This window comes from Streptomyces sp. NPDC030222, assembly GCF_055573115.1.
On the sequence record NZ_JBVICA010000034.1, the window covers coordinates 1 to 25,590 of the forward strand.

At 69.6% G+C, this 25,590-nt stretch carries 30 protein-coding genes and 1 pseudogene; 16 read left to right on the forward strand and 15 right to left on the reverse strand.

Features of this window, described 5'->3' with window-relative positions:
• Positions 1–413 precede the first annotated feature (413 nt).
• Positions 414–1,310: an IS110 family transposase gene (locus tag ACZ4Z5_RS31920; protein ID WP_468269524.1), complete on the forward strand. Its 897-nt coding sequence runs from the start codon at positions 414–416 to the stop codon at positions 1,308–1,310.
• Positions 1,311–1,481: 171 nt separating this feature from the next.
• On the opposite strand, the gene ACZ4Z5_RS31925 is transcribed toward ACZ4Z5_RS31920, so the two are convergent.
• The 3 genes and pseudogenes from ACZ4Z5_RS31925 to ACZ4Z5_RS31935 all read right to left on the reverse strand — a co-directional run bounded on the left by ACZ4Z5_RS31925 (position 1,482) and on the right by ACZ4Z5_RS31935 (position 2,933).
• Positions 1,482–2,144: a DUF2399 domain-containing protein gene (locus tag ACZ4Z5_RS31925; RefSeq protein WP_468269606.1), complete on the reverse strand. Its 663-nt coding sequence runs from the start codon at positions 2,142–2,144 to the stop codon at positions 1,482–1,484.
• A pseudogene (locus ACZ4Z5_RS31930) lies at positions 2,062–2,232 on the reverse strand (DUF2399 domain-containing protein); the annotation flags it as partial. The gene ACZ4Z5_RS31925 and the pseudogene ACZ4Z5_RS31930, both read right to left, overlap by 83 nt.
• Positions 2,233–2,360: 128 nt before the next feature.
• Entirely contained in the window at positions 2,361–2,933 is a 573-nt protein-coding gene (locus tag ACZ4Z5_RS31935; protein WP_468269526.1) for a CGNR zinc finger domain-containing protein, read from the reverse strand.
• Positions 2,934–3,091: 158 nt separating this feature from the next.
• On the opposite strand from ACZ4Z5_RS31935, the gene ACZ4Z5_RS31940 reads away from it, so the two are divergent.
• The 5 genes from ACZ4Z5_RS31940 to ACZ4Z5_RS31960 all read left to right on the forward strand — a co-directional run bounded on the left by ACZ4Z5_RS31940 (position 3,092) and on the right by ACZ4Z5_RS31960 (position 7,444).
• Positions 3,092–3,547 carry a VOC family protein gene (locus tag ACZ4Z5_RS31940; RefSeq protein ID WP_468269528.1) on the forward strand — a complete coding sequence of 152 codons (456 nt, stop codon included), beginning with the start codon at positions 3,092–3,094 and terminating at the stop codon, positions 3,545–3,547.
• 80 nt (positions 3,548–3,627) lie between these two features.
• Positions 3,628–4,548 carry a pyridoxamine 5'-phosphate oxidase family protein gene (locus tag ACZ4Z5_RS31945; RefSeq protein ID WP_468269530.1) on the forward strand — a complete coding sequence of 307 codons (921 nt, stop codon included), beginning with the start codon at positions 3,628–3,630 and terminating at the stop codon, positions 4,546–4,548.
• A gap of 397 nt (positions 4,549–4,945) precedes the next feature.
• Positions 4,946–5,143 (forward strand): ferredoxin, encoded by a 198-nt coding sequence (locus ACZ4Z5_RS31950; RefSeq protein WP_468269532.1) that lies wholly within the window; start codon positions 4,946–4,948, stop codon positions 5,141–5,143.
• Complete coding sequence (locus ACZ4Z5_RS31955) at positions 5,140–6,372, forward strand: NAD(P)/FAD-dependent oxidoreductase (protein ID WP_468269534.1); 1,233 nt, start codon at positions 5,140–5,142, stop codon at positions 6,370–6,372. The genes ACZ4Z5_RS31950 and ACZ4Z5_RS31955 overlap by 4 nt, the downstream gene beginning before the upstream one ends.
• Before the next feature lie 505 nt (positions 6,373–6,877).
• Complete coding sequence (locus ACZ4Z5_RS31960; RefSeq protein WP_468269536.1) at positions 6,878–7,444, forward strand: DUF4291 domain-containing protein; 567 nt, start codon at positions 6,878–6,880, stop codon at positions 7,442–7,444.
• Between the two features lie 186 nt (positions 7,445–7,630).
• Here the strand turns inward: ACZ4Z5_RS31960 and ACZ4Z5_RS31965 are convergent, their stop codons facing one another.
• Positions 7,631–8,023: a VOC family protein gene (locus tag ACZ4Z5_RS31965; protein WP_468269538.1), complete on the reverse strand. Its 393-nt coding sequence runs from the start codon at positions 8,021–8,023 to the stop codon at positions 7,631–7,633.
• A 125-nt stretch (positions 8,024–8,148) separates the two neighbouring features.
• Here ACZ4Z5_RS31965 and ACZ4Z5_RS31970 point away from each other — a divergent pair, with 125 nt between their 5' ends.
• Complete coding sequence (locus ACZ4Z5_RS31970) at positions 8,149–8,535, forward strand: hypothetical protein (protein WP_468269540.1); 387 nt, start codon at positions 8,149–8,151, stop codon at positions 8,533–8,535.
• A 207-nt stretch (positions 8,536–8,742) separates the two neighbouring features.
• Here ACZ4Z5_RS31970 and ACZ4Z5_RS31975 read toward each other — a convergent pair whose 3' ends face one another.
• Positions 8,743–9,246 carry a CAP domain-containing protein gene (locus ACZ4Z5_RS31975; RefSeq protein WP_468269542.1) on the reverse strand — a complete coding sequence of 168 codons (504 nt, stop codon included), beginning with the start codon at positions 9,244–9,246 and terminating at the stop codon, positions 8,743–8,745.
• A gap of 799 nt (positions 9,247–10,045) precedes the next feature.
• On the opposite strand from ACZ4Z5_RS31975, the gene ACZ4Z5_RS31980 reads away from it, so the two are divergent.
• The 3 genes from ACZ4Z5_RS31980 to ACZ4Z5_RS31990 all read left to right on the forward strand — a co-directional run bounded on the left by ACZ4Z5_RS31980 (position 10,046) and on the right by ACZ4Z5_RS31990 (position 11,261).
• On the forward strand, positions 10,046–10,285 hold the full coding sequence (locus tag ACZ4Z5_RS31980; protein ID WP_468269544.1) for a hypothetical protein: 240 nt from the start codon (positions 10,046–10,048) through the stop codon (positions 10,283–10,285).
• On the forward strand, positions 10,282–10,722 hold the full coding sequence (locus ACZ4Z5_RS31985; protein WP_468269546.1) for a DUF6262 family protein: 441 nt from the start codon (positions 10,282–10,284) through the stop codon (positions 10,720–10,722). The genes ACZ4Z5_RS31980 and ACZ4Z5_RS31985 overlap by 4 nt, the downstream gene beginning before the upstream one ends.
• 170 nt (positions 10,723–10,892) lie before the next feature.
• Complete coding sequence (locus ACZ4Z5_RS31990) at positions 10,893–11,261, forward strand: hypothetical protein (RefSeq protein ID WP_468269548.1); 369 nt, start codon at positions 10,893–10,895, stop codon at positions 11,259–11,261.
• 40 nt (positions 11,262–11,301) lie between these two features.
• Here ACZ4Z5_RS31990 and ACZ4Z5_RS31995 read toward each other — a convergent pair whose 3' ends face one another.
• Positions 11,302–12,132, reverse strand: coding sequence for a helix-turn-helix transcriptional regulator (locus ACZ4Z5_RS31995; RefSeq protein WP_468269550.1), 831 nt, complete (start codon positions 12,130–12,132; stop codon positions 11,302–11,304).
• Positions 12,133–12,268: 136 nt separating this feature from the next.
• Between ACZ4Z5_RS31995 and ACZ4Z5_RS32000 the strand changes: the two genes are divergently transcribed.
• The 5 genes from ACZ4Z5_RS32000 (at position 12,269) to ACZ4Z5_RS32020 (ending at position 15,844) form a co-directional block, all read left to right on the forward strand.
• The gene (locus ACZ4Z5_RS32000; RefSeq protein ID WP_468269552.1) at positions 12,269–12,646 is read left to right on the forward strand and encodes an NAD(P)-binding domain-containing protein; all 378 of its coding nucleotides are present in this window, start codon (positions 12,269–12,271) and stop codon (positions 12,644–12,646) included.
• Positions 12,647–12,671: 25 nt separating this feature from the next.
• Positions 12,672–13,076, forward strand: a complete 405-nt coding sequence (locus ACZ4Z5_RS32005; protein WP_468269554.1) for an NAD-binding protein — start codon at positions 12,672–12,674, stop codon at positions 13,074–13,076.
• 46 nt (positions 13,077–13,122) lie between these two features.
• Entirely contained in the window at positions 13,123–13,737 is a 615-nt protein-coding gene (locus tag ACZ4Z5_RS32010; protein ID WP_468269556.1) for a nuclear transport factor 2 family protein, read from the forward strand.
• Complete coding sequence (locus ACZ4Z5_RS32015) at positions 13,734–14,660, forward strand: alpha/beta hydrolase (protein WP_468269558.1); 927 nt, start codon at positions 13,734–13,736, stop codon at positions 14,658–14,660. Before ACZ4Z5_RS32010 ends, ACZ4Z5_RS32015 begins: the two co-directional genes overlap by 4 nt.
• A 140-nt stretch (positions 14,661–14,800) precedes the next feature.
• Positions 14,801–15,844, forward strand: coding sequence for an SDR family oxidoreductase (locus ACZ4Z5_RS32020; protein WP_468269560.1), 1,044 nt, complete (start codon positions 14,801–14,803; stop codon positions 15,842–15,844).
• A gap of 617 nt (positions 15,845–16,461) precedes the next feature.
• Here ACZ4Z5_RS32020 and ACZ4Z5_RS32025 read toward each other — a convergent pair.
• The 9 genes from ACZ4Z5_RS32025 to ACZ4Z5_RS32065 form a co-directional block, all read right to left on the reverse strand.
• A complete protein-coding gene (locus tag ACZ4Z5_RS32025) occupies positions 16,462–18,000 on the reverse strand; it encodes an ABC transporter permease (RefSeq protein ID WP_468269562.1) in 1,539 nt (512 codons plus the stop codon).
• The gene (locus ACZ4Z5_RS32030; RefSeq protein ID WP_468269564.1) at positions 17,997–18,674 is read right to left on the reverse strand and encodes an ATP-binding cassette domain-containing protein; all 678 of its coding nucleotides are present in this window, start codon (positions 18,672–18,674) and stop codon (positions 17,997–17,999) included. Before ACZ4Z5_RS32030 ends, ACZ4Z5_RS32025 begins: the two co-directional genes overlap by 4 nt.
• 28 nt (positions 18,675–18,702) lie before the next feature.
• Entirely contained in the window at positions 18,703–19,281 is a 579-nt protein-coding gene (pspAB, locus tag ACZ4Z5_RS32035; protein WP_468269566.1) for a PspA-associated protein PspAB, read from the reverse strand.
• Positions 19,282–19,299: 18 nt separating this feature from the next.
• Entirely contained in the window at positions 19,300–20,220 is a 921-nt protein-coding gene (gene htpX / locus ACZ4Z5_RS32040) for a zinc metalloprotease HtpX (protein WP_468269568.1), read from the reverse strand.
• Positions 20,221–20,241: 21 nt separating this feature from the next.
• The gene (pspAA, locus tag ACZ4Z5_RS32045) at positions 20,242–20,520 is read right to left on the reverse strand and encodes a PspA-associated protein PspAA (RefSeq protein WP_468269570.1); all 279 of its coding nucleotides are present in this window, start codon (positions 20,518–20,520) and stop codon (positions 20,242–20,244) included.
• Positions 20,517–21,284, reverse strand: a complete 768-nt coding sequence (locus ACZ4Z5_RS32050) for a PspA/IM30 family protein (protein ID WP_468269572.1) — start codon at positions 21,282–21,284, stop codon at positions 20,517–20,519. Before ACZ4Z5_RS32050 ends, pspAA begins: the two co-directional genes overlap by 4 nt.
• A gap of 176 nt (positions 21,285–21,460) precedes the next feature.
• Positions 21,461–21,913, reverse strand: a complete 453-nt coding sequence (locus ACZ4Z5_RS32055) for a hypothetical protein (protein ID WP_468269574.1) — start codon at positions 21,911–21,913, stop codon at positions 21,461–21,463.
• Entirely contained in the window at positions 21,913–22,185 is a 273-nt protein-coding gene (locus ACZ4Z5_RS32060) for a hypothetical protein (protein ID WP_468269576.1), read from the reverse strand. Before ACZ4Z5_RS32060 ends, ACZ4Z5_RS32055 begins: the two co-directional genes overlap by 1 nt.
• Before the next feature lie 42 nt (positions 22,186–22,227).
• Entirely contained in the window at positions 22,228–22,476 is a 249-nt protein-coding gene (locus tag ACZ4Z5_RS32065; protein WP_468269578.1) for a DUF2933 domain-containing protein, read from the reverse strand.
• 190 nt (positions 22,477–22,666) lie between these two features.
• Here ACZ4Z5_RS32065 and ACZ4Z5_RS32070 point away from each other — a divergent pair, with 190 nt between their 5' ends.
• A complete protein-coding gene (locus ACZ4Z5_RS32070; RefSeq protein WP_468269580.1) occupies positions 22,667–25,480 on the forward strand; it encodes a heavy metal translocating P-type ATPase in 2,814 nt (937 codons plus the stop codon).
• Positions 25,481–25,590 lie beyond the last annotated feature (110 nt).

Genomic DNA, 25,590 nt, shown 5'->3' on the forward strand with positions numbered 1-25,590 from the left:
ACTCCCACCCGAAAAATGGATCAGAGTCCTGGAATTCATCCCCTCCCTCCCACGCACCACCTCAGGCAAAATCCGCCGCACCGAACTCAGAAACCACAAAACACAAACCACCGAATACCACATCAACACACCCAAACCCAACTAACACACCCCCGTTATGTTCTTCGCGGTCCTGCAAGAGGGCCGCTGGCCTCCGGGCCCGGCATGACTGTTCCCCCCTGTCGAACGCATGACCTGGGGGGTGGTGTCACCGGGCCCGAGGGGTGCCGTTGGAGACGCTGATGAGAGGTCCGACTACCGCCTGGCCGAGCGCAATGCCCGGCCGTTCGCAGGCGGCAGGTCTGCATAACGTGGATGCGCGCGTACGGCGCCAACTCCCTGGCCAGCACCGCACCGAAGCAGTTGGGAGCACGATGTTCGACATCGGCGACGTGGGCGTCTTCCTCGGCCTGGACGTCGGCAAGACCGCTCACCATGGCCACGGACTGACCCCGGCCGGCAAGAAGGTCTTCGACAAGCAGCTGCCCAACAGCGAGCCGAAGCTGCGGGCCGTCTTCGACAAGCTGGCCGCGAAGTTCGGCACCGTGCTCGTCATCGTCGACCAGCCCGCCTCTATCGGCGCCCTCCCGCTCACCGTCGCACGGGACGCCGGCTGCCAGGTCGCCTACCTGCCCGGACTCGCCATGCGCCGGATCGCCGATCTCTACCCGGGCGAGGCGAAGACCGACGCCAAGGACGCCGCGGTCATCGCCGACGCCGCCCGCACCATGCCGCACACGCTGCGCTCGCTTGAGCTCACCGACGAGATCACCGCCGAACTGACCGTGCTCGTCGGCTTCGACCAGGACCTCGCGGCCGAGGCCACCCGCACCAGCAACCGGATACGTGGCCTGCTCACCCAGTTCCACCCCAGCCTGGAGCGCGTCCTTGGCCCTCGCCTGGACCACCCTGCAGTCACCTGGCTCCTGGAACGCTACGGCTCCCCGGCTGCCCTGCGGAAAGCCGACCGCCGCAGACTCGTCGAGGTCATCAGACCCAAGGCCCCACGCATGGCCCAGCGACTGATCGACGAGATCTTCGACGCCCTGGACGAACAGACCGTTGTCGTTCCCGGGACCGGCACCCTCGACGTCGTCGTCCCGTCTCTGGCCCGCTCCCTGGCCGCCGTCCACGAACAGCGCCGGGCCCGGGGAAAGACTCACACCCAGGCCCTCCTCCGCCTCGCCCGCCACCGCATCAGCGTGCTCTTCGCCATGCTCCGCGACGGCACCTTCTACGAACCACGCATCCCCGAAGCAGCTGTCGCCTGACCAGCTCGGGCTTGACGAAGGGCATAGAGGCCCCCCAAGACCCGAAAGGACCCAGGCCCCAGCCCACCCCGGGACCCGGGCCCTTCCCCGCTGAAAGGCGGGACGCCAGACGGTGCCGCCACCACAGACACGAGACACGGCCGGAACGACAGCACCAAGGCGCGACGGAGCTCAGGACACCGCAGCGCCAGGGGCGTTGAAGCACGGCCGTACCGGGAGGGTGCTGCGGTGTGGTGGCGGCGGAGCTTTCGGCACCACGGGCGCTGCGGAACTGCGGAACCAGCGGCACGCAGGAACACCCGCCTCACACCTCACAGCAGCCGGAACACCACCAGGCCACGGCACAGCAACCGCAACCGCAACCGCAACCAGCCACCGCACAACCCGCGCCAGAGCCAGCGCCAGGACAACCACAGCAGAGACTCGCGAAGTCTGAGGTCCAGAGGTGGCAGGGGTTCTCGGCGGCGCGGCAGCCGACGCACGGACCAACGAACGCCCGGCTCCATTCAATGCCTCAGAGAGTCCGGGGGCCCACGGGGCCTCCGCCGGCAGGCCGGTGAGCGGTGGTCCCCCGCGGTGCGCGAACGCGGCGGCGCGATAGCCGGTGACCGTGCAGCGCCAGGGCTGCCGGGGAACACGGCGCAGCAGTGCGGAGGCGATGCGCAGCCCGCCCCGGTCGGGGTCTGCGTGGGTAGAAGAGTGCGGTTCCGCGCTCGCGCAGATACTGCAGGAGGGTGACGGCAGCGACGGAAGGCCGGCCCTGGACGCAGACCAGCGGCCGGGAGTGCGGGCCGTGGGCGTCGGCTGCCGCCGCCGGTACGGCCGGGTTCTCACAGATCCGAGCGGCAGACGCTGCCGTGGGGAGCGGCCCGCGGACGAGCTGGCGCAGGGGCAGCACCGCGGGCGGTGTGGGGGGACGCATGTCCCGTGCCGTGCGGCGGGCGCAGTGCCGCCGGGGTGAGGCGCTGTCGGTCGGCTGCGGGCCGCGGGGGGCGCGGGGCGCCGGGGTGTGGTGGCCCCGGCGGCCGCTGCGGGGTGGGGTGGTGTGTGTCAGTTCTTGTGGCGGGCGTAGTGGCGTTGGGATTTGGCGCGGTTGCCGCAGCCGGCCATGGAGCACCAGCGTCGGGTGCCGTTTTTGGACACGTCGTAGAAGTGCAGGATGCAGTCGTCGTTGGCGCAGGGCCGGATGCGGTCGGGGCGGTCGGTGAGCAGGTTCAGGTAGTCGGCGGTGGCCGACCAGGCGGGCAGCCAGGAGGGGGTGTCGACTTCCACGGTGAGGGCGGGTCCGTCGGGGTGCAGGACGTGGCGGACACGGCCGTGTGCGAGGACGGCGTTGACGGCCTCGATGGCGCGGGGGGTGGGGTGTGCGGGGCTGGTGACGGCTTCGTCGAGGGCGGCACGGGCCTGGAGCAGCCGGTGGAGGGTTTCCCGGTCGGCGGGGAGGGGGGCGGTGTCGCCCAGGGCCTGGCGGACGTGGGGGCTGCCCAGCCAGAGGGCGAGTCCGTCGAGGGAGTCCAGCAGGTCGTGGCGGCCTTCTGTGTCGATCCAGCGGGTGTTGAGCAGGTCGATGGCCAGGGGCTCAGCGGTGAGCGGCCTGGGGTCGGCCTGGGTGGGTGACGGCACGGTTCACATCCTTTCCTTGGCGTGGCAGTCGGGTGACCACCCACGATAACCGGTCATTTCTTGATCAGCGGTTGACCGCGCCTCCTCTAACCACTAAATTTCATTTCAGCGGTTACGAGATCGGCTCGTGGCCCTCAAGACAAGGCGTGTGATCGACCATGAGCAAGGCGAAGAACCTGCAGACCGGCCACGTCGGCCTGAACGTCACCGACCTGGACCGGTCGCTCGCCTTCTACCGCGAGGTCTTCGACTTCGACGTGATGGCGGAAGGCAAGGACGAGGGCCGTCGCTGGGCCTTCCTCGGCCGCGGCAACCGGTTGCTGGTCACGCTCTGGCAGCAGAGCGAGGGCACCTTCGCCGCCGACCGGCCCGGCCTGCACCACCTCTCCTTCCAGGTGGACACCATCGAGGAGGTCAGGGCCACCGAAGAGGTGCTGCGCGGCCTGGGCGCCGAGTTCAACTACCAGGGCGTCGTCCCGCACGGCGAGAACGGCACCTCCGGCGGGATCTTCTTCACCGACCCCGACGGCACCCGGCTGGAGATCTACGCGCCCACCGGGGCCAACCCGGCCGACGCCCCGACCTCCGGCGCGCCCACCTGCGGCTTCTTCTAAAAAAACCCCGGCCCGCCCGGCCCGCCCGGCCGGGCGGGCCCGCACCACGTTCGGCACACGCACGCCGGAAAGGACACCCCGTGGCCACGTATCACAGCGGCGAAATCGCGGTCCAGCAGCGCGCCGGCCTCACCCAGCAGGCGGACTTCTCCCTCGGCGGCATCGGCGAGACGATCCCGCCCGTCGCCGCGGAATTCCTCACCCAGCAGCCGATGATCATCCTCGGCGGTGCCGACACCGCGGGCCGGATCTGGGCCACCCAGCTCACCGGCACACCCGGATTCCTCCAGGTGCCCGACCCCCGCACCCTCACCATCGACGCCCTCCCCCACCCCGAAGACCCCCTCGCCGCAACCCTCGGCACCACCACACCCGCCCCGGTCGGAATGATCGCCATCGAGCCCGCCACCCGGCGCCGGATGCGGATCAACGGCCGGGCCCGCCGGCACGGCCAGGGCCTGCGCATCGACCTCGACCAGGTCATCGCCAACTGCCCCAAATACCTCCAAAAACGCGACCACCGCACCATCGGACCCGCCGAACGGGCAGCCACCGCCCGCACACTCACCGACGGCACCGCACTCACCACCGCCCAGCAGCACCGCATCAGCCGCGCCGACACCTTCTTCCTCGCCACCGCATCCGACCACGGCGACGCCGACGCTTCCCACCGCGGCGGCAACCCCGGCTTCCTCCAGGCACTCTCCCCCACCCTGCTGCGCTGGCCCGACTACACCGGCAACGCCATGTTCCTCACCCTGGGAAACCTCCTCCTCAACCCCGCCGCAGGCATCCTCGTACCCGACTGGGAAACAGGCACCCTCCTCCACCTGACCGGCACCGCACACACCGTCTGGGACCACAACGAAACCGCCCAGGTCCCCGGCGCCCAACGCCTCGTCGAATTCTCCGTCCACGCCGTACGCGACATCACCGCCGCCTCCCCCCTGCGCTGGACCGACCCCGCCTACTCACGCTTCAACCCACCCGTCACCACCTAACCCCCCACCCGGCCGGCCCCCGGCCGGGAAGACCGGCCACGGCCAGCCGGCGCACCCAGGCCGCCGACGCACCCACCACCCCGGCTCAGGCCCACAACCCGGCCGGGAAAGTCGGCAGCGGCCCGCCAGGCCACCGGGACACCCACCACCCAGGCCCAGACCCCAGCCCCCACCCCGGCCACCCGAACCAAGCCACACCCCCGGGCACTGCCCGGACCAGGCCCTCCTCTTGAACTAAGCCACAACCCCCGGGCCCGGACCACCACCCGGACCAGGCCCAGGCCGGCCCTGTCCCGCCCCCAGGCCTGCCTCCTGCCCTCTGTCCCTGCCGCCCCCGCCCGCCTCACCGGACCGGCGCCACCGGGACCCGACCCCGACCGCAACGGAGCCATCCGCCATGCAGATCACCGTCGACATGAACCTGTGCGAAAGCCACGGCCAGTGCATCTTCGCCGCACCCGAAATCTTCTCCTTCGACGACGACGACTACCTCGTCCACGACCCCACCCCCTCCGACACCCTCCGCGCCAAAGCCGAAAAAGCCGCCGCCGTATGCCCCGTCCGCGCCATCACCGTCTCCCCGGCCACGCCATGACCCACAACGACCAGCACATCGTCATCGTCGGCGCCTCACTGGCCGGACTCCGCGCAGCCGACGTCCTGCGCACCCAGGGATTCACCGGAACCCTCACCATCATCGGCGACGAACCCCACCGCCCCTACGACCGCCCGCCCCTGTCCAAACAGGTACTGACCTCAAACGGCCGGCCCCCCACCACCGAACTGCCGCTGCCCGACGGGCTGCATGCCCGATGGCGACTCGGCACGGCAGCGACCGGCCTCGATCCGGACGCAAAAACGGTCACCCTCGCCGACGGCACCCGCCTCAACTACGACGGACTCCTCGTCGCCACCGGATCCACCGCCCGCACCTGGCCCACCGACCAGCCCCCGCCACCCCCCGGCGTCATCACCCTCCGCAGCTGGGACGACGCCCTCGCCCTCCGCACCCAGCTCACCCCCCACCGCCACCTCGCCGTCATCGGCGCAGGATTCCTCGGCGGCGAAATCGCCGCCGCCGCCCGCACCCGCGGCCTCCACGTCACCCTCATCGAAGCCGCCGCCCAGCCCCTGGAACGAGCCATCGGCAGCACGGCAGGAGCGTACGTCGCCGCACTCCACCACCAGGCAGGCATCGACCTGCGCACCCGCACCACCGTCACGGCCTTCCACACCGGCAACAACGGCCATCTCACCGGCATCACACTCTCCGACGGCTCCCACCTCCACACTGACACCGCACTCCTGGCACTGGGCGCCACCCCCGCAACCTCCTGGCTGGCCGACTCCGGCCTGGCACTCGACGGAGGCCTCCACTGCGACGCCTACCTACGCGTCCTGCGCACCGACGGCTCCCCCGCACCCGACATCGTCACCGCCGGTGACGTCGCCCGCGCCCCCCAGCACCTGGCCAACGGACAACCAATGACCCTCGGCCACTGGACCAACGCCATCGAACAAGCCACCACCGCCGCCCACACCCTCCTCAACCCCCACAACCCCCAACCCCATACCGCCATCCCCACCTTCTGGTCCGACCTCCACGGCACCAAAATCCGCTCCATCGGCCTCCCCCACACCGCCGACGAAGCACGAGTGATCGAACACGACCTCGCCGCACGCCACCTGGAAGTCACCTACCACCGAGCCGGAACACTCATCGGCGCCCTCACCATCGGCCGCACCGGCAGACTGGCCGCATACCGCACCCAACTCCAGCAACAACCCATCCACCCGAAAACAGAACCCACACCCACCCCCTAACACACCCGCACCACCACCCACCACCCACCACCGCCACACCGCCACCGCCACACCGCCACCGCCACCGCCACAACCCACACAAGCCGGGCCCGTACCCACATCCCCCGGGGTACGGGCCCACCAGCATGCAATCAAGACGAAAACTCCCGAAAAACAACCGGGCAACCGGCCGACACCGACAGCTGGGACCCGGCCGGGGACGACTCGCGGACGGTACGGGCCGACATTCATAGGGCACATCCCGCTGGCTGAATACGAAGCCAACCACTACCTGAGCGCCACGAAAGACCAGGTCACAACCAACATCTGAGATCTCTACCGAACCCGGAACGGTTCACCGGGCCGTGGCCACGCGCTACGACAAGCTCGCGGTTCGCTACGAGGCGACCGTCCCCGTCGCGGCCATCAACGAGTGGCTTTGAGCAGCGCGTTCTAACCGGCCCCGGGGGGCGGTAAGGCAAAATCGGCTCGCCGCGCCAGCGGACCAGATGGCAGGGTGCGGCGCATGACGCCCCAGTATCAGATTCGTGCCGACTACGACGCTCGCACGATCGTGGTCTATCAGGCGTACTCGCCTGCCATAGCTGACGCGGCACTGCGGGCGGGCCGCTTCGTTGCGCCGTTCTCGTTCCACCGAATGACGTGGATCAAGCCGTCGTTCATGTGGCTGATGCACCGCAGCAACTGGGCCCGCAAGCCCGGCCAGGAACGTGTTCTCGCGGTGCGGATTACTCGGGAGGGCTGGGAGGAGGCCCTGTCCCAGGCCGTGCTGACGACCGCCGACCCAGCGGCGGTGGCCCAGGCAGCCGTACATGTCCAGTGGGACCCGGAGCGCTCGCAGCGCGGAGCAGCACTGAACCACTACAGCATCCAGGTCGGCATCGGCCGCCACCTGATCCGCACGTTCACCGACGACTGGATCGTCAGTCTCACCGACCTCACCCCCCAGATCCGCAAGGCCTCGACGCTGATACAAACCGGCCACACCACCAAGGCACAGCGGCTGTTTCCTGCGGAGCGCACCTACCCAATGCCCCGGACACTGGGAGATGTCGTTTTCCCAGGTAGATGACGGCGGACTGGTGAGGGTCCGCCCGCGGCCACCGTACTACGAGCACTTTCGACACACGCCCTACTGCTGTGACCGCAGAAGCCACGGTGTCCGCCAACCGTGGGCCGACGGACACCGATACCGGTGCGTGCGAGTGACAGGCCGGGGGCAGTCGCCGCAGCGGTCGAGCCCCGCGGGGTCGGCCGACTACTGCGGCCTTGTCGCGATCTGGATCAGGTTGCCGCAGGTGTCGTCGAAGACGGCCGTGGTGACGGGGCCCATCTCCAGGGGCTCCTGGGTGAAGCGGACACCGAGGCCGCGCAGGCGCTCGTACTCCGCCTTCACATCGTCGACGGCGAACTGGGCGAGCGGGATGCCCTCCGTGACGAGCGTGTCGCGGTAGGTCCTGGCAGCCGGGTGGCCGGCCGGTTCGAGGAGGAGTTCGGTGCCGCCCGGCTCATCGGGCGAGACGACGGTCAGCCACCGGTCCTTCTCGCCCACCGGGACGTCGTACTTCTTCACGAAGCCGAGGACCTCGGTGTAGAAGCGCAGGGCCTTGGACTGGTCGTCGACGAAGACGCTGGTCAGATGTATCTTCATGGGCTGCTCTCCTCCGGTCCTGATCCGACGTCGTCCCGCTGCCCACCCGACGTCCGAGGGTTCTTCCCCCACTCTCTACTGTGGTGCGAGCCAAACCGGAAAGCGAACATTGAACAGGAGGTCCGGTGAGGAAGACTCAGTGGGCCCGGCTCGCCGCAGCAACGGTCGGTGCAATCACGCTGGTTGCCGCAGCGACTGGCACCGCCAACGCCGGCGACACGACTCTGCGACTGTCCCGCGGCGGTCACACCATCGGCACAATGACCCATCTCGACCCCGACCCGGACACGTTCCGCGTCTGCGATACGCGGGCAGACGGCCACGGGGTGACCGGCAAGCTGTATCTGTACCTGGCGGGGTGGCAGCTGAGGGAGACGAAGCAGGACGGCGGAGACGCCGGCTGCGACTACTTCGACTACAACGTTGTCCCCTACGGCGCCAAGTACCTGATGAAGCTCTGCTGGAACGGCCCCGGCGAGGTGTGTACCCAGAAGGAGTTCACCGAGGACTGACATCCTCGGCCGAACACGCCGACGTGCGCGTGCCGTGATGGTCCGTCCTGGTCTGGACGGACCATCACGGCACCGCCCTGGCGGCCACGACGACACTCCAAAACAGTGGAGGCCGTCGTGGATGTCCTCACCGGTAAGGCTGGCCATGCGCCGTACTTCGCCGCCGGCTGCCCCTCATTCCGGTGATCGTCCGTCATTACAGCGACGTCACGACGGCGAGCCGAAGACCTGCACCGCGTACGTGCCGCTGACGGCGACGCCGGTGTCAACGAAGCTGCAGTTCAGGATGTTGCCCTTGTGGTTGCTGCTGCCCATCCAGCCGGCGACGATCGACTTGGCGTCGGTGTTGTCCCAGGACATGTTCTCCGCCCAGCCGCCCACGGGGTAACCGGCGTCCTTCATCCGCTGCGGGATGGTGGAACCGTCCGAGCCAGTGTGGTCCTTCAGGTTGTTCTTGCTCGCGTCGTCCGCGAAAGTCTGGGCGGCCTTGGTGAGCTGTGCGTTCTCCTTGAGAGCGGGGCAGTTGGCCTTGGCTCGTTCGGCGTTGACCAGCTGCAGGAGCTCGGCAGGCGAGGCCTGGACCGCGCTCGGCACGGCGGCTGGAACGGTGACGGTCGCGGCGCCGACGCCGGCTGCTCCGGCAAGCACCAGGAGGGGAGCCGCACAGGCGGCGACGCAGAGACGACGTATTCGCGTGGTGGTGGTCCGCATGGAAGTGCCTTCGATCGCAAGGGTCTGAAACTCCCCCGAGAGTCCACAAGGTGCGTGAAAGGTCTGCACGCAACGGCCACTACTGGCCACACCGGCCGGGTCCGCCCAGCCGGGGCGTGCGAGTGGGCGCAGCCACAAGCAACCATCCGGACCACTGTCGTAGATGGCCGTTGAAGTTGCCAGACGCCTACGCCCCTGCACTTTCACCGTACGCCCGTTACGGTCGGCTCACGAGTCCATCCCGAGGGCACGGCCGTCGGCTCTACCAAATCGTTTGGTTGACGTGCCCATGGGCTTTACCGGTGGCCGTCGATGTTCGCACGGCCGGAGTCAAGGTCCGGCCGGACACGCACCGCTGGCAGGCTGCCGTCGAGGAGGGCGTCCGCATTCACGGCTTCGACGCAGTGGTGGAGTCGGCCCTGGCCGATCCCGCCGAGTTCCGTATGCCCGCTGCCGCGTACCAGCCGGCCCGCTCCCCGTTTCTCGACAGCGCACTGCCGTACGCGGCGGGATATCCGGTCGAGCTCGTCGTTCTGGCTGAGCCCTGCAGTTCGACTTGCACGGACCCGCGTCTGGCGCAAGGCCCAGGGCGTGCTCGACTCAGAGCACGCGCGACGGCCATCGGAGAGGTCGCCACGGCACACGGCATCTGCCTGGAGCCTCACAACGTCGCGGCCGGCGGACAGAGCTACCCGCTCCGCTTCCGCTGTGTCGGCTGTGACCACTTCCGGACAACGTCTCCTACCTTCCCGACCTGGAGCGATACCTCGACGACCTTCTCCGTAGCCGAGAAGGGCTAATGTCGGCCTTCGAGGCCGACGACCGGGCCCGCAGTGAAGCGGTGCCCTCCGAGGAGGAGATCCGCCGGGTCCGCCGCCGGGTCAACCGGGTCAAGGCCGACCTCGACAACCTCTCGGCCGAGGAACGCTCCCAGATCGAGGAAGCCGTCGCGGTGGTACGCCGCAGCGGCACCGTCATGCTCGGCATGCCGCGCATCGCCCAGCCCATGCCCGACGTCCGTCCCTGGATACTGTCATGAGCCCCACCCTGCGAGACGGCCCTCAGGCCAACTCCGAGCGTCGCCGCCAACGAGTCGCCACCGCGATCAAGAACGCCAGCAAGAACGGCACCCCGATCAGCGTCTCGGCCATCCCCCGGCAAGCCGGAGTCGACCGCACATTCCTCTATCGCCACCGCGACTTTCTCGCTCTGGTCCACGCCGGCGAACTCGAACCGGCAGCGCAGGTCCCGGCCGCAGCATCACCTGTGAGCCAGGCCTCCCTCCAGGCCGGCCTCGTCAACGCCCAGGCCCGTAACGCTCGCCTGGCAGCCCACGTCCAACTGCTGGAAAAGCGACTGTCGCAGGCGATGGGCGCTCAGGCCTGGCAGGAATCAGGACTGGGCACCCCGGCATCGACGCCGACGGGGTGCCGAGCTCGTCGAGCGCCCGGAGGCAGTAATACCGGAGCGCGTTGACGGGCGCGGTGCGGTCCTCGTACGACGGCTGTGTGGCCGTCCCGAGCAGCGTGTATACGGGCCTGCCGACTCCGCGGGCCGCGTACACCTCGTACCGGGCTGCGTCCGCCACTGGCTGCCATCGCAGCAGGGCGACGAACAGGTGAAGCCTCACCCGGGGAGGCGAGCACGTGCGCCTCCACGGCGGCCCGGTCCATCCGGGCCAGGATGAGCGGATAGTGCGGCTCGCAGATGGTGTGCCCGGCCTCGGTGTTGATGCGGCGCTGAATGACCGTGTCCTTCTCGGCGCGGCCGAGTTCGTCGGCGTGGTAGCCGATGAGGCGGCGGAAGGTACGCACGCCGAACTCGGCGGCGGCCCAGTTGTCGAGGACTCAGCCCTTGAAGCGGATGGAGCTTCTCTGTGCCAAGTGAAGCCGAAGCGCGGGGTGCGCGCCGTATCGGCCGTATCTCGTGACCATGCCCTGGGCCGGGCGCAGGCGGCCGATCTCGGTCAGGGGTGCGTTGCGGTGGACCACGCGGGTCTCTCGCTGCGAGCGTGACGAAGGCCGGGATCATGAGTATTGGCCGACGGATTGCCGGTTATCCGGTGAGTGACTGGGTGCCTATGACGGCGAGGAGCGCGAGGCGTTCGGCGTCCTGGCTGCCGGGTTCGGCTGTGTAGATCATGATGCGCAGGTCGTTGTCGGCGACGACGAGTACGTCGCAGTCCAGCGTGAGAGCGCCGACGTGGGGGTGGTCGATGGTCTTGCGGGCGGACTGGTGCTGGCCGACGGCACCGGATTCCCAGAGGTCATCGAACTCGGCGCTGTTGGCGCGCAGTCGGGAGATGAGGTGTTGCAGTCGCTGATCGGCCGGGTAGCGGCCTGCTGTTCTGCGCAGGTCGGCGACCTGCGCGGCACGTAGTGCGCCCAGGGATTCGGGGGTGTGACGTACACGGGTGCCGGTGCCGAGGAAGTTGCGCCACACGGCGTTGAGGTCGTTGCCGTGCCATTCCCCCATCAGCGCCGTGTACAGGGGGTTGGCGAGCAGCTGGGTCCATGCGGCGTCGAAGACCGCGACGGGTGTGCCGGCGAACCGGTCCAGCATCCGCTGGACGCTGGGTGTGATGTACGCCGGGACCTTCCCCGGGCCCGGGGGCACGAGACCGGCGAGTTGGAAGAGATGGGCGCGCCGGCCGCTGGTGAGCCGCAGGGCCCGGGCGAGGGCTTCGACGACCTGAGGGGAGGGGCTGGTGGCCCGGCCCTGTTCGAGACGGGTGACGTAGTCGACGGAGATACCGGCCAGCTGGGCCAGCTCTTCGCGCCGCAGCCCCGCGGCGCGCCGGTGGCTGCCTGCGGGAAGGCCCGCCGTCTCGGGTGAGACCTGGTCACGCCAGCGCCGCAGGGCTGCGCCGAGTTCTGTCGTTGCCATACCGGAGAGTCTGGCGTATGTGCCACAAGGCGCGCCTGGTACTGGCAGTCCTATGAAGACGGGTCTACTGCCTGTTCCTGTGTTCTGTGCTCATCGTGGAGGCATGACAGCGACAGGAACATCTACCGCCCCCGCAGTGGGCTGGATCGGACTGGGCGACCAGGGCCCGCCCATGGCGAGGGCCATCGCCGAAGCCGGGTTCCCCCTGCATGCCCGGGCCCGGCGGCCCGTTTCCCTGGACGGGCTGAGCGGTATGCCGCACATCCGCCACAACGACATCAAGGACCTGGCCGCCGTGAGCGGCATCGTCGCCCTGTGCGTCGGCATGGACGACGACGTTCTGCGGGTGGCCGAGCAGTTGCTGGACGGGCTGCGTCCGGGGGTGGTCGTCGTCAATCGCGGTACGGGCCTGCCCACCGCCGCCGTGCGGCTCACCGAGGTATGCGCCACGGCCGGCGTCGAGGTCCTGGACGCCCCGGTCAGCGGCGGCCGGCCGCTGAAGAGCACCGGCTGACCACCATGGTCGGCGGACGCAGCCGGTGACCGAGCGGTGCGAGAAGGTCTTCACCACCTCCTCCCGCCACGTCGTCCACCTCGGCGCCGCCGGGGCCGGACAGACGGCGAAGCTGTTCAACAACGCGCTGTTGATGCTGAACCGGGCCGCCATCGTGGACATCGTCGACCTGGCCACCCAGCTGAAGCTGAACGTGCCCCAGCTCGTCGAGGTGCTGAAACTGGGCTGCGCCTCCAGCGCCGCCCTGCCCCTGCTGAACACCATGGTCACCCCCGACACCGTCGAGCACCTCTCCGCGGTCGAGGCGCTGGACATAAAACTGTTCGACCAGGCCATGGGCGAGGCGGGCATCGACTCCGCCGCTGTCACCGCACGGGGACTCACCGGCGCCCGCGAACTGTCCGACCTCTTGGGCTGGCCCAACCCCTGAAATTCCCCTTCACCTCACCCGTCGGCAACTGACAAGGAGGCCCGTCATGAGCGCAGAAGACGTCGTGCAGCTGCTAATGCGCGAGCGGCAGAGCCAGGATCGCGGCTGGTACGAGGAGATGGCGGCCTGCTTCGCCGAGGACTCGGTCGTGGAGATGAGCTGGTTCTCCGGCAGCGGCGCCGGCTTCGTCCGGGCGACCCGAGACACGGCCGGCCGTGGCGACCTTGCGGTCCACCGCCTGGGCCTGCCGACCGTGCGCATCGATCAGGACCGCGCGCTGGTGGAGCTGCCACTGGTCATCGAGCGGCGTATCGATGTCGACGGGGTCGAGGCCGACATTGCTTCCGCCTGCCGCTCGCCGTACCGGGCCCAGTACGGCACTGACGGGGTGTGGCGAATCGTGCGGATCACATCGATCTACGAGAAGGACTCCCTCACCCCGGCCCTGTCCAACACCCGCCTGGACATCGACCCGCAGGTCCTGGCCGCTGACCGGCCCTCCTACCGGTGCCTGGCCTGGGACCTGAACCGCAAGGGCTACCAGGTCGGCGACGACCGGCCCGAGGCCGTCCGTGCCCGGTACCAGGACAAAATGACCTGGCTCCACGAGAGCCGCACCCCCGCCACCACGACCGGCGGCCGAAAGGACCGATCCGCATGAGCAGGGAACAACGCGTCCGGGTCGACGCGATGCTGAGGCAGCCCCGACCTCGGGGCCCGCAGTCGGTCGACGCGTTCCGGGACCGATTCAAGTCGACGATGGCCCAGATGATCGTGCCGGGCGGCATCCGCACCACGCGGACGACGCTCGGCGACCGACCTGCACTGCACGTCACGCCGGACAGCAGCCCGCGCCGCGGGACGATCCTGTACTTCCACGGCGGCGGCTGGGTGGCCGGCTCCCCGGAGACCGCGCTGTCGATGACGGGACACCTCGTGGCCAAAACCGGGTTCACGTCGTACTCGCCGGACTACCGGCTTGCCCCCGAGCACCCGTTCCCGGCCGCGATCGACGACGCGCTGAGCGCCTACCGCGCCCTCCTCGACAGCGGACAGGACCCTTCGGCCATCGCGTTCGCCGGGGACTCCGCCGGCGGCGCCCTCACCGTCACCACCTGCCTCGCCGCCCGCGACGCAGGACTCCCGCTGCCCGCCGCGATCGTGGCCTTCTCGCCCTCCTTGGACGCCACCGGGTCGGGCGAGAGCATGGACACCAAGACGGCTGTCGACCCGATCTTCACCCGCGAGTACCTCAAGGAAACCATCGCGCCCCTGTACCTCGGGGGTCAGGACCCACGCCAGCCTATGGTGAGCCCGGCCCTGTCCGCCGACCCGACCGGCTTCCCACCGATGCTCCTCCAAGCGGGCACGAACGAGGTCCTCCTGGACGACTCGACCCGCATGGCCGCCCGCGCCCGCGCCGCCGGCGTGAGTGTGATCCTCGACATCACTGCCGACGTGCCCCACGTGTTCCAGTCCTTCGCCGGCGTTCTCGACGAGGCCGACGAGGCACTGGAACGCGCAGCCCTCTTCCTTACCCAGCACGTCCGCAGCACCGAACCGGCGGCCGCGTCAGCCCGGTAGGGCACGGAGCCGCCCGGCCCTCCAGTGGGCGGGCTCCGCTCCGGCTGCTCGATGGCCCCAGCAGGTGTCAATGGCTCAGTGAGCTGGGCGAGCAAGAAAGGAAGACAGATGATCAACACACCGCCCCCAGGGGTGCAGAGATGACCGCGTCGCAGCCTCAAGTCCTCGTCACCGGCGGGTCCGGCTTCATCGCCGGACACTGCATTCTCCAACTGCTGGAGCAGAGATACCGGGTGCGCACGACCGTGCGCACCCTCGCGCGCGAGTCCGAGGTCCGGACGCAGCTCAGCGACGCCGGGATGGTGAACGGCGGCGCGTTGAGTTTCGTGGCAGCGGACCTCACGAGTGACGCAGGGTGGGCTGACGCCGTCGCCGGGTGCGACTTTGCCCTGCATGTGGCCTCTCCCGTGCACGTGGAGCAGGTCGAGAACGAGGACGATGTCATCGTTCCGGCGCGTGAAGGCACTCTGCGTGTGCTGCGTGCAGCACGCGATGCCGGTGTCAAACGGGTTGTCCTCACCTCTGCGTTCCATGCGGTCGCCTACGGGTACCCACACACCGACCATCAGTTCACCGAGGAGGACTGGAGCGTCCTCGACGGGCCAGGTGCCACCGTGTACGCCAAGAGCAAGACGCTCTCCGAGCGCGCCGCGTGGGACTTCATCGACGCCGAGGGCGGTTCGACGGAACTCACCACGATCCTTCCCGTCGCAGTCATGGGACCCGTGATGGGCAAGACGATCTCCGGATCGAATCACCTCATCCAGCGAATCCTCGACGGGGCGATGCCCGGCTATCCCGAACTGTGGATCCCGATCGTCGACGTACGCGATGTGGCAAGCGCGCACCTGCTGGCCATGACCACCCCTGAAGCTGGTGGTCAGCGCTTCCTCGCCGCCAGCGGACCAGCGATCTCGATGAAACAGATCGGCGCCATCCTCAGAGCCAACCTCGGAGACGCAGCCAAGCACGTCCCGGCCCGGTCCATCCCCAATGCCGTGGTACGCATTGTTTCGCTCTTCAACAAGGAGCTCCGTACGATCGTGCCCGACCTCGGCTTCGCCAGGAAGATGACCAGCGCAAAAGCCCACCGCGTGCTGGGATGGCAGCCCCGCAATAGTCCCGAGGCCGCCATCCTCGCAACCGCCGAGAGCCTGATCAGGAAAGAACTCGTGAAAGCGTGAAAAGGACTGGCACATCGACTGCCTGGGCCGCTGCCAGTTCGACATCACCACCAGCGGCCCTGGCCAGAACTGCGCTCGCTGCGCGACCCAAGCCGTCGATGACACCGACGACGAGGCGTAGGCGCCGACATAGGGAGACAGCGCTCCTGGGTCCTCAGACATGAGGGCTGACGCCGGATCTCCGGGTGGTCGGGAACTTCCTCAGTGACCTCGATACAGACGTGAAGCCTCCGGCCGCCTAGCCCCGCGACCATGGCCTCCCGCGGGCCCGGTCACGCCGGTCCTTGGGCAGGGACAGCCAGGTGAGCACCGCACCGCGCGCCGTGGCGTGGATGGTCTGGGCCGAGTGAACCGCCCACCACGAAGGCAGCACCATCCCAGTCAGTCCATTCGAGGCACGCGTCGGGCCCCTGGCCACGGCCAAGCGACAGGCTCGCGGGACAAGGGCAGGGCCCGAAGAAGCGGGCCCCGCCGCTCAGCGGCTGTCAGTGAGCGTGTTGCCCGTCGTTGTGGGCCGACGGTGTGGCAGCCGATGTGGGTCGGGTAAGAGCCGACGACCGGTCGGTCGACTGCTGCCGGGAGCAGCGGGTGCTGGGTCATCGAAGGGCTCCGTTTCGTCATGGGGCAGGCCGGGCCCGTACCGCATCCGGCGCAACGGCAGAGGCGGCGGGCGGGTGCATGGTGGTGCGGAAGAGCAGGGCTGCGGCGAGGGTGAGCCCGGCCAGCCAGGCCAGGGCGGTCAGCAAGGCGCCGGTTTCGTCGAAGGTGGGGGTGACGGCGGCGTCGATCAGGACGCGGCCGGCGCCGTAGCCGGGCAGGGCGTGGGCCCATCCGGGCGGGGTGGGGCGCAGCATGGGGCTCTGTTCGATGCCGAGGTCGATGAAGGGCAGCAGGAAGGCGACGAGGACTCCGCCGACCTTGCCGAACACCGGGCCGAGCAGGACGCCGATCAGCGCGTAGGTAAGTGCGATCAGGACGGCGGCGGCGATGTACGGCCCCCATTGGCGGGCGTCGAAAACAGTGGCTGTGACGGCGAGGGAGGCGGCGGTCGCCAGCAGCGCGCCGACGGCGATGACGGCCAGGCGGGAGGCGAGCAGGGCCAGGGGGCGGAATCCCGCGAGGACCAGGCGACGGTCGGTGGTGCGGGCGTCCAGGACGGTGAACAGCCCGGCCAGCGTGGCCAGGGAGGCGATGGCGATCGGGGCCATGGTGCCGCCGTGGATGTCGGGCAGCCACGCCTCCTGGGAGAAGGTACGGCCGCCTTCGCGGACGGTCAGGGTCGTGGACTCGTTCGGGGTGGTGGCGACCGCGAGCAGCACGAACACCACGGGCACGGCGACGAGCAGGACCCACAGCACCCGGTTGCGGGCCGCCTCCCGCACGCCCATGCGTACGCCCGCGCAGAGCTGGCCGGCCGCTGATCCGGGCCGGGTGCGGTGACGCGGCCGGGCGGTCCGGCTGGTCGCGGTGATCAGCGCGGCGCTGATCGCCAGGGCGGCGGCGGTCCAGACCAGGGCCCAGCCCAGGTCACCGACCCGACCACTGTGCTGTGAGGGCAGGTCCACCATCCACAGCGTCACGAAGTGTGTCGGCAGCACGCGGGTCGCCGCCCGGTCCGCCGCGCCGAGCACCGGGCCGAAGAACACGTCCAGGATCCACACGAACAGCACCAGTACGGTGCCGTTGACCGGCCCGGTGACCAATGTGCCGACCAGCGCCCCGATCGCCAGGTAGATCACCGCGTACATCAGCGTTCCTGCGACGACCCGCCCGGGGTCGTCGCCGATGCCGGTGCGCGCCACCAGGGCCAGCAGGGCGGCGGCCGCCGCGAGCAGTGCCAGCGTCAGGCCGGTGGTCATACGGGCCGCGGCCAGGCGGGCGGGGGCCAGTCCGGCCAGGACCAGGCGTCGGTCGGCCGCGCGGGCGGCGCGGATCTGGAAGTACATGGCGATCGCGGCGATGAATCCCGCGGCCCATCCGGCGGTGGCGGTCTGCACCGCGGGTCCGCCGGTGCCACCGAGCAGCTCGGCGGCGTCGGCCAGGGGGCGGGCTGCCACCACGACGAACACCACGGGTACCAGGACCAGCACCAGGAGGTTCACCGGAGTGCGGGCGGCCTGCGTGAGGAATCGTCGTGCGAACACCGCGGTCGTCATCGGGGCACCGCCCGGCCCTCCCGCAGTTCCACGATCCGGTCGAAGCGTTCCTCGTCGGTGACGAAGTGACTGATGATCAGTACCGACCGGCCGGACTTGCGGCGTTCGGTGACCAGTTCCCAGAACTTCAGGTAAGTGTCGAAGTCGAACCCCGCGTACGGCTCGTCCAGCAGCAGCACCTCGGGGTCGGCCAGCAGGGCCAAGCCGAGGTTCAACTTGGACAGGGTCCCTCCCGAGAGCCGGTCCGCCCGGGTGGTGGCGTAGCGGCCGAAGCCCAGGGAGGCATAGATCTTCCGGCGCGAGCGCCGTTCCGCCTCCTCGCCCATGCCGTAGGCGCGGCCGAACAGTTCGAAGTGCTCATCGCAGGTGAGGCGTTCATAGACAACGGGTTCCTGCGGGCAGTAGCCCAGCCGGCCATCGCGGGTCACCGTGCCGGCGTCGGCCGCCATGGCGCCGACCAGGATCTTCATCAGCGTGCTCTTGCCCGACCCATTCTCGCCCACCAGGCCGACCACCTCAGCGGGTGCCAGCGCCACGTCCACTCCGTTCAGCACCCGCACCCGGCGCCGGGCGGGCCACACACCGCGCCGGTATGTCTTCTCGATTCCCGCCGCCGCCAGCACCGTGCCCTCGGTGCGCGGCCCGGTCTCCCGATCGGCCCCGGGTCCGGTCATGCTTCACCTCCTGGGTCGGACAGTGCCCTTACAGGCCGGGGGCGCCCCAGAGCGGGAACCAGCGGCTCAGGTCGGGCTCGATGCGCAGGTCATCCTTGAGTACGGCCTTGGCCTGGAGCTCCAGCGGGTTGTCGCGTTTGTTGCCGGGCAGTGGGGCGAAGGGGTAGAAGGCGCCGCGCTTGTAGAGGTAGACCAGCGCGAGGGGACGCAGCCGGGCGTCGTGGAAGGCGACCACGGAGCAGAGGAGTTGCGGGCCGAATCCGCTGTCCTGCAGGGCGGTGTTGACCGCGTGGAGGTCGCCCACCAGGGCGGGCAGGTCGTTCGGGGGGCGGCAGGAGAACAGCCAGGAGTATCCGTAGGTGTCCCGGCTGAACTCCACCGGGGCGCTGCCGCGTTCGGAGTCGGCGGCCAGGAGGGCCCGTACTTCCTGCTGGATCCGGGTGAAGGCGCCGCCTTCGATCGCAGCGAAGCAGACTGAGCCCGCTCCGGTCGGGGTGAAGTTGATGGCGGCCTGGAGGGTGATCGCCGCCGAGGGCAGGGCGAAGAGCTGGTCCAGGTCGGGCCGGACCGGCCTGCTCCGGCCGAACAGCACATCCCAGAAACCCATGGGCCTCGCCTCCTTCCCTCACGCCCTGCCTGGTTCGCCGCCCGCCTCACCGAGTTGTGCAGAGATCTCCGCGAGTGCCTCGAGCCGGCGTTCCAGGGTGGGATGGGTGGAGAACAGGTTCGCCACCGCAGTGCCGGGGCCGACAGCGGGGGTGAAGAAGAACGCGTTGAACGCTTGGGCGGTACGCAGGTCCTCAGTGGGGATGCGGGCGATGTCGCCGCTGACCTTTGTCAGTGCGGAGGCCAGGACGGACGGTTTGGCGGTCAGCATGGCCGCGGCCCGGTCGGCGGCCAGCTCGCGGTAGCGGGACAGGGCCCGGATGAGTAGGAAGCTGATGGCGTAGACGAGGGCGGAGACGCCCATCACCGTCAGGAAGACGACTGCCGTGTTCTGGTCCCGGTTGCGTCCGCCGAACAGCTGGGAGTAGAAGGCGAAGCGGACGATGAGGCCGGCGATGACACCCAGGAAGGAGGCGATGGTGATCACCGCCACGTCGCGGTGGGCGACGTGGGAGAGTTCGTGGGCGAGGACGCCTTCGAGTTCCTCGGTCTCCAGGCGGCGTATGAGGCCGGTGGTCACGCAGACCACGGCGTGGTCGGCGTTGCGGCCGGTGGCGAACGCGTTGGGCAAGTCCATGTCGGAGACCGCGATCCGGGGTTTGGGCATGTCCGCGGTCGCGCACAGCCGGTCCACGACCCCGTGCAGCTGCGGCTGCTCCTCGGCCGTGACGAGGCGGCCGCGCATGGCGTACAGGGCGATCCGGTCGGAGTACCAGTACTGGGCACCCAGCAGGGCGGCGGCGATGACGACCACCAGGACGACGGACTTGAGCAGCGCGATGAGCGCGGCTATGAACGCCACGTACAGCAGGCCGAGCAGGAACATCGTGACCGCCATGCGGGCGGTCAGCTGCCGGTCGGGCTCGAAACGACTGCGCATCGCCATCACACCTTCAGTCCGTCACCCTGGGATCAGACCCTCGGCGGACAGCAGCTCGCGCACCTGCGGCAAGCTCGTCGTCTCGTCGGGCAGCACCAGGTCCGATGGAGTGATCTGCTCGTCCGGCAGCGCTCTGCCGAGACTGCGTACGGCGTCGAGCAGAGCCGACAGGGCGGAGGCGAACGCCGTCTCATCACCCGCATCGGCGGCTGCCTGCAGGGCGGAGTCCAGGTGGTTGAGCCGGTCAAGGTGCTCGTCGGCGATGTCGTACTGACCCTCGCCGAGAATCCGCATGATCATGACTTCTCCTTGCGCTCCGGCCGGGCCTCGCCGGCTTCCACCGCCTCCGGAGCGGACGCTGCGGGCAGCTGCGCCCTCATCCTGGCCAGTTCGAGCTCCACGTCCTGGCCTGCGGTGACGCGCTCGAGCTCGGCCTGGATGTCGTCCCGGCCGGCCGGCAGGGTGGCGTCGTCCAGCGCACCGGAGGCGATGAGTTCGTCCAGCGCACCGGCGCGTGCCTGCAGCTGCTCGGTCTTGTCCTGGGCTCGCTGCATGGCCAGACCCACGTCGCCCATTTCCTCGCCGATCCCGGTCACGGCTTCGGTGATGCGGGTCTGGGCCTCGGCCGCGGTGTAGCCGGCCTTGATGGTCTCCTTGCGGGTCCGGAAGGCGTCCACCTTCCCTTCCAGGCGCTGTGTGGCGAGCGTGAGCTTGTCCTCCTGGTCCTTCAGCGAGGTGTGCTGGGCTTGAAGGTCGGTGATCTGCGCGGCCACGGCCGTACGGCGGGTGAGGGCCTCGCGGGCCAGGTCCTCCCGCCCGGCGGCCAGCGCCTGTTCCGCCTGGGCCTGCAGTTTGTCGGTGGACTGCCGGAGTCGGCTGAGCTGGAGTTCGACCCGCTTGCGGCTGGTAGCCACATCGGCCACCCCGCGCCGCACGCGTTGCAGCATCTGGAGTTGCTGCTCGTAGGAGTAGTCCAGGACCTCGCGCGGGTCCTCGGCCTTGTCCAGAGCCTTGTTCGCCTTGATCCGGAACAGGGTGGTGATGCGTTGGGTGATGCTGGTCATGGTGACCTCCTTGCTGTCGAGGCCGACAATCGGGTTCGAGGATGCGGGCCAGGCGTACTGCGCGCGACTACGACACCTCCTCGCCCGCTGGTCACCGACATCCGAGCGCCACTTTCATTGTCCGGGCGCGGGCTCTGAGCGGCAGTTTGATCGTGCTTGGTACGGGTTCTGGCTGGTCAGGGCCTGCTTTCGGTATGAGGCGCCGCCCGGTTGCCGGGCATGTCCCGCAGGGTGTCGCCGGTGGCATCGACCAGGGCGGCACTGATGGTGAGGGCGCCCCACAGCCCCACGCAGCCGCGGGCGCGTCGGTCACGAGCAGGGCGGGAACCGGAAGCACGCCCGTGGCGAGGAGGGCGGGAGCAGCCGGTCAGGTCGTACCACAGGTGCCCGCCGGCGTGGGTGTCCTTCAGCAGCGGGAAGGTGCTGCCGAGCCAGCCGCCCAGCAGGTAGATCGTCAGCGGGAAGCCGTACGTCTCGGTGAACAGCGCCACCAGGAACGCGCTGTAGGCGCCCATCGCCCGCCAGTCCCGTTTCGTCTTCGGGTGGAAGAAGCTCACGGCGAACAGGATGAACAACGCGGTGTTGAACGCGACCAGCGGCCACAGGCGGCCGTATGCGGCGTCAGCCATCACATCCTCCTCGCGGCTTCTCGGACAGTGGCGGGCCGGCGCCGGCCATGGGCGAGCGTGCTCATCCGGTGCAGGTAGCCGGCCTGGTCGATCCGGCCGTGCTTGCGCAAGCCGACGCACCACCGTTCAACGTCCTCCAGGGCCGCCCGCTTTCCCCGGAGGCGGGCCAGGGGCGGGAAGCGGCTCTCGTCGGGCTTGATCAGGCCCGCGAGTTCGCAGTCGATCGCGGCCAGGATCACTCCGCTGGTCAGGATGGCTGCCAGCGCGCTCATGGCGTTCACCTCGCCATGCCGTTGTGCACGGGGCCGGCCCGGTCAGGGCCGACCGGATCCGGGGTGCTGGTGGTGGTCGTGCCTGCGCAGCGGATCACGCTCGTCCATGGGCTGGTCATCGCCGTGGCCGCCGCCGTGCATGCCGCGCATCATGAAGAACATCATCAGCGGGCAGGCGGCGACGACGGCCAGGAGGGCGAGCGTGGCCACGGGCACGCCGAGCGCCAGCGCGCCGACGAAGGCGATGGCGAGCGCGACCGCGTACAGACGGTGGTTCTTGTTGTTGTTCATCGCGGCACCTTCTTCCCGAGCCAGCCGGTCCCCGCTGCCCGCCCAGCCGTTCACCACCATGCTCACTCGGTTCCGGCCGTGCGGTGCAGCGCCATGTGGTCCCTGGCCTGTGGGCCGGTCAGCCCCTACCCGGTACGGGTAGGGCGAGGGACGCTGGAAGGGAGTGCACACGCAAGGAGGGCGGTCTGCCATGGGAGTCGCCGATGTCGTGGTCGTGATCCTGGCCGCTGTCCTGATCGGTGGGCTGGGCTGGTTCTTCTTCGGCCCTCGCAGGGCCCGCACCGCGCAACTGGAGGGCGGGGTGCAGCGGGTCGAGGTGACGGTACGAGGTGGCTACAGCCCCAACGTCATCAAGGTCCGCCAGGGGGTGCCGGTGGAGTTCGTCTTCGACCGGCAGGAGAGCGGGGAGTGCACCAACCGGGTCGTCTTCCCCGACCTGCGGGTCAGTGCCGGGCTGCCGGCCTATGCCCGCACCACCGTACGGGTCAGCCCGGACCGGGCGGGCTCGTTCGGCTTCGCCTGCGGGATGAACATGATCCACGGCACGCTGCTGGTCGGCCCCGCGGACGGCTCCAGCGCCACGGAGGTCACCCCGGGCGTCGCGGGCCACGGTGGGGCTGCCTCCACCGCTGCGGGGCCCGGGCTCGGCGAAGGCAGTGGAGCCGAGGCGGAGGCTGCCGAGGCCGCCGAGCGACATGCGGAGATCGCCGACCTGACCCGGCGCGTCGCGGTCGGCGCTCTGCTCACGCTGCCGGTGCTCTTCGCCGTCATGGCCCATGAGCTGTTCGGTGCCGACTGGGTGCCGGGCTGGCTACTCAATCACTGGTTGCAGCTCGTGCTGATCACACCGGTGATGATCTACACCGGCTGGCCGATCCACTTCACCGGCTGGCTGACCTTGAAGCACCGCGGCGCCGACATGAACTCCCTGATCACGCTGGGGACGACGGCCGCCTACGGCTACAGCCTGCTGGTCACCCTCGCCCCCCGCCTCCTGCCGGAGGATGTGCGGGAGGTGTACTTCGAGGCGGTCGGGGTGATCCTCACCCTCATCCTGCTCGGCCGCCTGTTGGAGGCCCGTGCCAGGGCCGGTACCGGCGAGGCCATTCGGGCCCTGCTGGGCCTCCAGGCCCGCACCGCCCGCGTGGTCCGCGACGGCACCGAGGCGGAGATGCCGGTGGAGGACGTCGCGGTCGGCGACGAGGTGGTGATCCGGCCCGGGGAGAAGGTCCCGGTCGACTCGGTCGTCCTGTCCGGGTCCTCGGCGGTGGACGAGTCGATGGTCACGGGCGAGCCGATGCCGGTGACGAAGCACGCCGGGGACACGGTCATCGGTGCGACCGTCAACACCACCGGTTCCCTGCGGGTACGGGCAAGCAAGGTCGGGGCCGACACGATGCTCGCGCAGATCATCCGCCTCGTGCAGCAGGCCCAGGCGTCGAAGGCACCGATCCAGCGGCTCGCCGACACCGTCTCCGCCTACTTCGTGCCCGCCGTCATCGCCGTCGCCGTCGCCACCTTCGCCCTCTGGTACACGATCGGGCCGGCCCCGGCGCTCACCCTGGCTCTGGTGTCCGCTGTAGCGGTACTGATCATCGCCTGCCCCTGCGCACTCGGTCTTGCCACCCCGCTGTCGGTCATGGTCGGGACCGGCAAAGGCGCCCAGGCCGGCATCCTGATCCGCTCCGCCGAGGCCCTGGAGACCGCCCACAAGCTGGACACGATCGTGCTGGACAAGACCGGCACCGTGACCGCGGGCAAACCCGTCCTCACGGATGTGCACACCGCCGACGGTTTCCAGGAGAGCGAGCTGCTGGGCCTGGTGGCGGCGGCCGAGGCGGACAGCGAACACCCGCTCGCGGGCGCGATCGTCACCGGGGCCCGTCACCGCGGCCTCACCTCGCCTGCCGCGAGCGGCTTCGACTCGGTCACCGGCAAGGGCGTCCAGGCCACCGTCGACGGCCACACGGTCCTCGTCGGCACCGCACGGCTGCTCGCCGACGCCGGCATCGACACCGGTGCCGTCACCCCGATCGCAGCCGGCTTCTCCGCCGAGGGCAAGACCCCGGTCCTCACCGCGATCGACGGTCGGCCCGCAGGTGTTCTCGCGGTCGCCGACACCATCAAGGACGACTCCGTCCAGGCCATCGCCACCCTGCACCGGCTCGGCCTTCAGACGGTCATCATCACCGGCGACAACGCCCGCACCGCCGCGCACATCGCCGCCCAGGTCGGCGTACGCCGGGTCCTGGCCGAGGTGCTGCCCGAGCACAAGGCCGACGAGATCCGCCGGCTGCAGGCCGAGGGGCGCACCGTAGGCATGGTCGGTGACGGCATCAACGACGCCCCCGCGCTGGCCGCCGCCGACTTGGGCCTGGCCATCGGCACCGGCACCGACGTCGCCATCGAGGCCGCCGACATCACCCTCATCTCCGGCTCCCTGACCGGCGTCGTCACCGCGATCCGGCTCTCCCGCGCCACCATGCGCAACATCCGGCAGAACCTGTTCTTCGCCCTGATCTACAACGCCGTCGGCGTGCCTCTCGCCGCCGGTGCCCTCTACCCCCTGTGGGGCATCCGCCTCAGCCCGATCATCGCCGCCGCCGCGATGGCCCTGTCCTCCCTGTCGGTGGTCACGAACGCCTCCCGCCTGCGTCGCTGGCACACCAGCCCGCTCCTGGCCGCCACGGCAGAGCCCGTCGAACCCCAGGTGGAATCCGCAGCCGACCGAACCCCCGCCCACACCGCGACCGCAGAACACGGACATCACCACCAACCCGAGCCCACCGCCGGCAAAGAGCCCCGGCCCGGCCCCGAGGACAGTACGGTCGACCCGGTCTGCGGCATGCGCCTGGACCCGGCAACCGCCCCCGAACGACGCGACACCGACACCGGCAGTTACTTCTTCTGCTCCCCGCAGTGCGCAGCCGCCTTCGACGCCCACCCGGACCACTACCTCGCACCGGCGGGAAACAGGACACCGGAAGAAGGCGAGAGCCGATGACCACGGCAACCGCTCCCCATCCACCCGCCATCCCATGCCGTGCTTCAGGTCAGGACAACGACCGGCCCACAACACGCTGGTGGACACCGTTACTTCATATGTGGTGACCC

Bases quoted from the DNA above. Each gene is read 5' to 3' on its own strand.
- ACZ4Z5_RS31920 (WP_468269524.1), top strand. From the start codon at position 414: ATGTTCGACATCGGCGACGTGGGCGTCTTCCTCGGCCTGGACGTCGGC.
- ACZ4Z5_RS31940 (WP_468269528.1), top strand. From the start codon at position 3,092: ATGAGCAAGGCGAAGAACCTGCAGACCGGCCACGTCGGCCTGAACGTC.
- ACZ4Z5_RS31950 (WP_468269532.1), top strand. From the start codon at position 4,946: ATGCAGATCACCGTCGACATGAACCTGTGCGAAAGCCACGGCCAGTGC.
- ACZ4Z5_RS31955 (WP_468269534.1), top strand. From the start codon at position 5,140: ATGACCCACAACGACCAGCACATCGTCATCGTCGGCGCCTCACTGGCC.
- ACZ4Z5_RS31960 (WP_468269536.1), top strand. From the start codon at position 6,878: ATGACGCCCCAGTATCAGATTCGTGCCGACTACGACGCTCGCACGATC.
- ACZ4Z5_RS31965 (WP_468269538.1), bottom strand. From the start codon at position 8,023: ATGAAGATACATCTGACCAGCGTCTTCGTCGACGACCAGTCCAAGGCC.
- ACZ4Z5_RS31975 (WP_468269542.1), bottom strand. From the start codon at position 9,246: ATGCGGACCACCACCACGCGAATACGTCGTCTCTGCGTCGCCGCCTGT.
- ACZ4Z5_RS31980 (WP_468269544.1), top strand. From the start codon at position 10,046: ATGTCGGCCTTCGAGGCCGACGACCGGGCCCGCAGTGAAGCGGTGCCC.
- ACZ4Z5_RS31985 (WP_468269546.1), top strand. From the start codon at position 10,282: ATGAGCCCCACCCTGCGAGACGGCCCTCAGGCCAACTCCGAGCGTCGC.
- ACZ4Z5_RS31995 (WP_468269550.1), bottom strand. From the start codon at position 12,132: ATGGCAACGACAGAACTCGGCGCAGCCCTGCGGCGCTGGCGTGACCAG.
- ACZ4Z5_RS32010 (WP_468269556.1), top strand. From the start codon at position 13,123: ATGAGCGCAGAAGACGTCGTGCAGCTGCTAATGCGCGAGCGGCAGAGC.
- ACZ4Z5_RS32015 (WP_468269558.1), top strand. From the start codon at position 13,734: ATGAGCAGGGAACAACGCGTCCGGGTCGACGCGATGCTGAGGCAGCCC.
- ACZ4Z5_RS32020 (WP_468269560.1), top strand. From the start codon at position 14,801: ATGACCGCGTCGCAGCCTCAAGTCCTCGTCACCGGCGGGTCCGGCTTC.
- ACZ4Z5_RS32025 (WP_468269562.1), bottom strand. From the start codon at position 18,000: ATGACGACCGCGGTGTTCGCACGACGATTCCTCACGCAGGCCGCCCGC.
- ACZ4Z5_RS32030 (WP_468269564.1), bottom strand. From the start codon at position 18,674: ATGACCGGACCCGGGGCCGATCGGGAGACCGGGCCGCGCACCGAGGGC.
- pspAB (WP_468269566.1), bottom strand. From the start codon at position 19,281: ATGGGTTTCTGGGATGTGCTGTTCGGCCGGAGCAGGCCGGTCCGGCCC.
- htpX (WP_468269568.1), bottom strand. From the start codon at position 20,220: ATGCGCAGTCGTTTCGAGCCCGACCGGCAGCTGACCGCCCGCATGGCG.
- pspAA (WP_468269570.1), bottom strand. From the start codon at position 20,520: ATGATCATGCGGATTCTCGGCGAGGGTCAGTACGACATCGCCGACGAG.
- ACZ4Z5_RS32050 (WP_468269572.1), bottom strand. From the start codon at position 21,284: ATGACCAGCATCACCCAACGCATCACCACCCTGTTCCGGATCAAGGCG.
- ACZ4Z5_RS32055 (WP_468269574.1), bottom strand. From the start codon at position 21,913: ATGGCTGACGCCGCATACGGCCGCCTGTGGCCGCTGGTCGCGTTCAAC.
- ACZ4Z5_RS32060 (WP_468269576.1), bottom strand. From the start codon at position 22,185: ATGAGCGCGCTGGCAGCCATCCTGACCAGCGGAGTGATCCTGGCCGCG.
- ACZ4Z5_RS32065 (WP_468269578.1), bottom strand. From the start codon at position 22,476: ATGAACAACAACAAGAACCACCGTCTGTACGCGGTCGCGCTCGCCATC.
- ACZ4Z5_RS32070 (WP_468269580.1), top strand. From the start codon at position 22,667: ATGGGAGTCGCCGATGTCGTGGTCGTGATCCTGGCCGCTGTCCTGATC.